We start from the raw sequence: 3,109 nt of genomic DNA on the forward strand, positions 1-3,109 counted from the left end.
ATGAAATAATTTATCACAAAAAAAATAAAAAAACAAATCTTTCTTGCTTCTCTTATTTTATGATGTGGCAATGAAGCGAATGATGTTGCGTAAAAAAATACCCCACAAATGTGGAGTAATTATTTATCTTCACTCTCACCATACTGTCTTCTAATAAGATAAAACACTGGGAATGGTGCAGTTGACGGCCTGCACCAGCCGTTTGAAAAGGGCGGGGCGCCCTTTGTTTGGCCGCCTGGGAGGGCGGCATCTCGCGCGCTGTTATCCTTCAGTGCAGAGTATTCACTTTTCTATGGCAGGGGATGCGGACTGCGGTAACTCTTCTGATTGCTGGGTTGTCGTTGGAATATTCACCGCTTTGTTTGCTTCTCGAAGAGCGAGTAGGTGAAGATAAACCCACGAAGTGAATAATCTGATTGTAACATAAAAAAATAATCCTCAAAATGTGGATTATTTTCTGTGACCCGGCTGGGGATCGAACCCAGGACCTCTTCCTTAAAAGGGAATTGCTCTACCAGCTGAGCTACCGGGCCATTAATTGTTTTGTTTTCAAACTCGCGTCGCTTCGCCAGCAAATACCAGCTGCTCGCCAAAGGCGGGTCCGCCTATGGCGGAAGCTTTTAATCCGCCTCTGGCGGAACCGAGCCGGACTTTGTGCGTGAACCTATCAAAAATTCAATAATATGGTATACTGTTTTTAGTTAGAAGTCAAGGAATTGTGGCTATTATTAGAATAACCGAATTTAATGTTTTACACGCAAAGCGTGGAATACATTGACATGACCACAATTTTGATCGCTGCTTCGCTTAATGGTTTAAAATGAATTATATATTTTAATATAAAAAGATGTACCATCATTTATCAATTGAAAAGATTTTTAAAGATTTAACAACGGGGAATACAGGGCTTTCAAAAAAAGAAGCAAATTTGCGACTCAAAAAATTTGGTATTAACGCTTTGCCGGAGGACAAAAAAGCAACTGCTTTGAAGATTTTTTTAAATCAATTTAAGAATCCACTAATATATATTCTTTTTGCGGCGCTGATTATTAGCTTTTTAACCAAACACTCTATTGACGCCGCTATCATTTTAACCGTGATTATTATTAGCGGAATAGTGGGGTTTATTCAGGAATTTAAAGCAAATCAATCATTGGCAAAACTCAAAAAATTGGTTAAACATAAGGCCAAGGTCGTCAGAGACGGCAGAGAGTCGGTGATTTCTCAGGAGTCGGTTGTCCCGGGTGATATCATTTTATTATCTCCAGGGGACAAAGTGCCGGCCGATGCTCGTCTTATGGAAGCGCAAAATATAGAGATAATAGAAGCAGTTCTCACCGGGGAATCCGTTCCTTCCGGCAAAAGCATTGAGATTTTTCCTGAAAATACCGCAATGGCTGATAGGAAAAATATGGTTTATCAGGGGACAACAGTGGCAAGGGGAAAAGCCATGGCAGTGGTAGTGGCTACCGGCGTAAAAACTGAATTGGGGCATATCGCGACTTTAATCAGGGAAACGGAGGAAATTATGACACCGCTACAGAAACAGCTTGCCCACCTGGGAAAAGCCATCGGTTTAATACTTGTACTTCTCAATATTCTTATTTTCGGTTTGGGGCTGTTAACCGGCAAGCCTTTTTTTGATATGTTTTTAACTTCGGTAGCGGTTGTAGTGGCTGCGGTTCCGGAAGGGTTGCTGCCGGCAATGACTGTGATTTTGGCAATCGGAATGCAACGATTAGCCAAGAGAAAAGGTCTGGTACGAAAAATGGTGGCGGCTGAAACATTAGGATCTGTGAGCGTTATTTGCGCGGATAAAACCGGCACGCTTACCCGTGGTGAAATGAGAGTTTCAGATATTATCACCGAAGCAACAAGCATATCTCATGACGGAGAGCGGTTCTCTAAGACAATAAATCCGAACGGTATGGCCAGTCATATGGTTGCTTTAAAAATCGGATTATTAAACAATAACGCGATAATTGAAAATCCAGACGAAAAATTGAAGGATTGGATTATTGTTGGTGACTCCACGGAAAAAGCTTTGCTCTTGGCAGGTATATCAGCCGGGCTCGATAAAGATGATTTGGAGGCAAAAGAACCCAGGATAGCGGAGATTCCTTTTGATGGGGAATATAAATTTATGGCAACCCTGCATGGATTAAAAGAATCGCGGAGTAATGATTACGCTGTATATGTCAAGGGCGCGCCAGAAAAGATTTTAAGCATGTCTTCATTTATAGACATCGACGGAAAGCAAGTCGCTTTGACTGCAAAAAGAAGAAAAGATATTCAGACGCAATGTGACCAGTTGACGGGGCGGGGGTTGCGCGTCCTAGCCGCGGCTTATAAAATTGAAAACAAAATCAACACATCAGAATTTACCAAGGAAAAAATTGGCAACCTTGTATTCATCGGTTTAATAGCCATAAAAGATGCTTTAAGGCCTGAAGCCAAGGAAGCCGTTGCTCGATGTCGGAGCGCGGGTATTCGCACGGTTATTATTACCGGAGACCACAAGCTTACTGCTATGGCAATTGTTCGTGAGTTGGGGCTTGAAGTCAATCTGGATAATGTTATGGTGGGAGCTGATTTGGAAAAGCTGTCTGATGAAAAATTGAGGAAAATCGTACATAAAATCACTATTTTTGCCAGGGTTGAGCCCAAACATAAAATTCGGATAGTGGCGGCCCTGCAGGCCAATGGGGAAGTTGTGGCCATGACAGGCGATGGAGTTAATGATGCTCCGGCTTTAAAAAAAGCAGACATCGGCGTTGCTGTCGGTTCCGGCGCTGATGTTGCTAAAGAAATTGCGGATTTAGTTTTAATTGATGATAATTTTAAAACTATTGTAGAGGCGGTCAGGCGCGGAAGAATCATTTTTAATAATATTAGGAAGGTCGTTTTGTATCTTCTCACTGATTCTTTTTCTGAAATGATTTTAGTCGGCGGAGCTGTTATTTTAGGATTCCCCTTGCCTATCCTACCGGCGCAAATCTTATGGATTAAATTAATTGAAGATTCCGCCCCCGCCATGAGTCTTTCATTTGACGAAATTGATGAAGATGTAATGAAGGAACCCCCCAGAAAAAAGGCGGAACCCATACTG

1 protein-coding gene and 1 tRNA gene are annotated in these 3,109 nt (G+C 42.1%); one reads left to right on the forward strand and one right to left on the reverse strand.

Translation table 11 applies throughout. The annotated features are described in order from the left end of the window. Nucleotides 1-460 precede the first annotated feature (460 nt). Nucleotides 461-533: transfer RNA gene (locus tag KKC91_12805), tRNA-Lys, on the reverse strand. A gap of 314 nt (nt 534-847) precedes the next feature. Between KKC91_12805 and KKC91_12810 the strand changes: the two genes are divergently transcribed. Continuing rightward, nucleotides 848-3,109: HAD-IC family P-type ATPase (locus KKC91_12810; GenBank protein MBU0479422.1), on the forward strand; the 2,262-nt coding region annotated here is incomplete at its 3' end.

The sequence above is a fragment of the bacterium genome, from assembly GCA_018812485.1.
Taxonomy (GTDB): domain Bacteria; phylum JAHJDO01; class JAHJDO01; order JAHJDO01; family JAHJDO01; genus JAHJDO01.